This is a genomic window from uncultured Azohydromonas sp. (genome assembly GCF_937926365.1).
Classification (GTDB): domain Bacteria; phylum Pseudomonadota; class Gammaproteobacteria; order Burkholderiales; family Burkholderiaceae_C; genus Azohydromonas.
The window spans coordinates 1-2,522 of sequence record NZ_CALAOH010000227.1 but is presented as its reverse complement, the minus strand read 5'-3'; the positions used below and the strand labels follow the sequence as shown (position 1 = coordinate 2,522).

The window sequence follows — 2,522 nt, the reverse complement described above, 5'->3', positions numbered from 1 at the left end:
TGCATGCCACCGCCGGCGCACGCTCTTCCAGCAACTACAACTGTAGGGTTTCGCGCGCGGGCTTCTCGACGTAGCCGTCGAAGGGCACCGGCATGGGCATGAGGTGCGGCCGCTCGTGCTCCAGCATCTCGGCCACGCTGAAGCGTTCGTGCTGCGGGTGGCGGACCTCCTGCCACAGCGCCCGGCAGCGCTCGCCCAGCCAGGCGTTGAGCTCGGTGAAGGAGCCGAAGCGCCGCTTGGCCGCCTCGATCCAGATGCGCCGACGGCTGTCCTGCACGTTCTTCTCGACGACCCCCTTCTCCCAGCCTGAAGCCACGTTGCAGAAGTCGGGGTCGAACAGGTAGTGGGCGCACATCACGGCGAAGCGCGCGTTGACCTGCCGCCCCTTGCCCTTGTGGACCTTGTCCACGGCAGTCTTCATGTTGTCGTAGATGCCGCGTCGGGCCACCCCGCCCAGCGCGCTGAAGCAGCGCGTGTGCGCGTCGAACAGCATCTCGTGACCCTGGCTGGGGTAGGCCACCAGCCAGAACGCGCGGCTGGCACACAGCTTCATGTGCGCCACCTGCAGCCGGTAGTAGATGCCGCCCACCACCAGCCCTTCCTCGCTCCAGTCGAACTGGAACGCCTCGCCCAGCTCGAAGGCCAGCGGCACGAAGGCGTGGACGCTGGCGCCCAGGCCTTCACCGGCGCGCCAGTCGCGGATGAAGTCCGTCAGCCGCGTGTAGCCGCCGCCGTAGCCGGCAGCCTTGAGCTCGGCGTGCAGCGCCTTGGCCGTGCGCCGCTCCTGCTTCGGGCGCCGGGCATCGGCCAGCAGCGCCTGCTTGACCATCTCCACGAACGGCGTGAGCTTGCAGGGCTGGGGCGCGCGCCGGTACTTCGGTGCGTCGGTGACATCGGCCTGCAGCCACTTGGCCACTGTGTTGCGCGACAGCCCCGTCATGCGCGAGATCTCCCTCTCGCTCTTGTTCTCCCGGCGGTGCAGTCGCCGGATCCATCCGATCTGGTCCATGGTGATCAATCCTCGATTCCCCGCTGCACAAAAAAGCAGCAGGGTAGGTGTTCACCTGGCTCAGTTTTCGGTCGGCACGACCATCAAAAGTGGCTCAGTTTTCGGTCGGCGCCAACACTCTACGCCGATCTCCTGCAGCGTGGCACCGTCGTGTGGGCACACCCGCTCGGACTCGGGCAGCTCGTGGCGCACGACTTCCCGCGGCAGTGCCGGGTCCAGCGGCTTGCGACCGCGCTTGGCGCGCTTGTGGGCGGGCACGTCGACGGTGTCGTCCGCGGCGAGCTCTTCAGCGGCGGGCTCGGCACCGGCGCCCAGTATCTCGGCCTCGTTGAAGAACAGATCCTTCTGCTCGGTTCCGCGGGCTTCGCTCTTCGCGGCGAAGAGCTGACGCTTGAACTTGTTGAGCTGCTCCTGCAGCAGATCACGCTCGGTGCGCACCACTCGCAGCTCGCCGACCAGCGCCTCGTTGCGGAGGGTGGCCTCAGCCAGCGCCTGCTGCAGGGCTTGGAACTCTTCGGCGCTGGGCGTCTGATCCATCGACTGCGGTTGCTGTTGTGGCATCGAGCCGTTGCTCGGTGGCCGTATTGTGCGAGAAGCTCTGGGACTGCGGCACCGCGACACACCGGATTGACACCATCAGCGGCGCGTCAGCCCACCCGCTCGTACACCCGTCTCGGATGCCTCTGCACGGCCGCCACGTCGATACCTTCGAGCAGCCAGTGCAGCTGCTCCACCGTCAGCGTCGGCACTGCCGCTTCATCGGGCCAGATGAACTTGTCTTCCTCGAGGCGCTTGAGCAATAGCCAAAATCCGTTGCGGTCCCAACCCAAAATCTTCACTCGGTTGCGTCGCCTGTTGCGGAAGACATAGACGCACTCGGCAAACGGGTCCAGTCCCAGCGCCTGTTCCACCAGCATCGCCAGACCGTTGATCCCCATGCGGAAGTCCACCGATGGGTGGTGCAGGTACACCTTCAGCCCTTCGTCGAAGCGGAACACCGCAGCCTCCCCAAAGCCTCGATCACGCGGCACGCCTGGTTCATGTCGCAGCCCCGCAGGTCCAGCACGACGCCGTTGGGCAGCCGCGCCTGCAGATCGAGCGCTGGCTCGGCGCTCTCAGGTGCGGGGGGGTCGATGTGCACCGGAACGAACGTCGGCGCCGACGCGTCCACGACCTCCCCACCAGTTGAGGCGCTCCCAGCCGTCGCGCGTTCGTACTGGCGTACCCAGCTGGCGAGCTGGTTTGCATTGACGCCGCACTCGCGGGCGATCTTGGCCATCGACGCACCCGGCTCGCGACAGGCCAGGATCAGCTCGTGCTTGGCCCGGGCGTCGTAGATGCTGCGCCCATCACGCTTGTGGCCGATGATCAGCCGCCGCGCCAACTCTGCAATACCGTCTGACATCACGTGCCCATCTGCCTACATGGGCACGTACCCTCTCAGCAGTCGCTGCTGAGCTCAAGGGCGTCGTTGATTGACTTGCTTTTACCCACTGATTTTTCAGCTGCCACA

General features: G+C 66.1%; 2 protein-coding genes and 2 pseudogenes. All 4 read right to left on the bottom strand.

Annotation, left to right across the window (positions count from 1 at the left end; all coding sequences use genetic code 11):
* Positions 1-52: 52 nt before the first annotated feature.
* Positions 53-1,009: pseudogene (istA, locus tag Q0741_RS25430) on the bottom strand (IS21 family transposase); the annotation flags it as partial.
* 117 nt (positions 1,010-1,126) lie between these two features.
* Positions 1,127-1,546, bottom strand: a pseudogene (locus Q0741_RS25425) (IS66 family transposase); the annotation flags it as partial.
* Positions 1,547-1,656: 110 nt separating this feature from the next.
* Entirely contained in the window at positions 1,657-2,007 is a 351-nt protein-coding gene (gene tnpB, locus Q0741_RS25420) for an IS66 family insertion sequence element accessory protein TnpB (protein ID WP_298235992.1), read from the bottom strand.
* Positions 1,983-2,414, bottom strand: a complete 432-nt coding sequence (locus Q0741_RS25415) for a transposase (RefSeq protein WP_298235991.1) — start codon at positions 2,412-2,414, stop codon at positions 1,983-1,985. Before Q0741_RS25415 ends, tnpB begins: the two co-directional genes overlap by 25 nt.
* Positions 2,415-2,522: the final 108 nt, after the last annotated feature.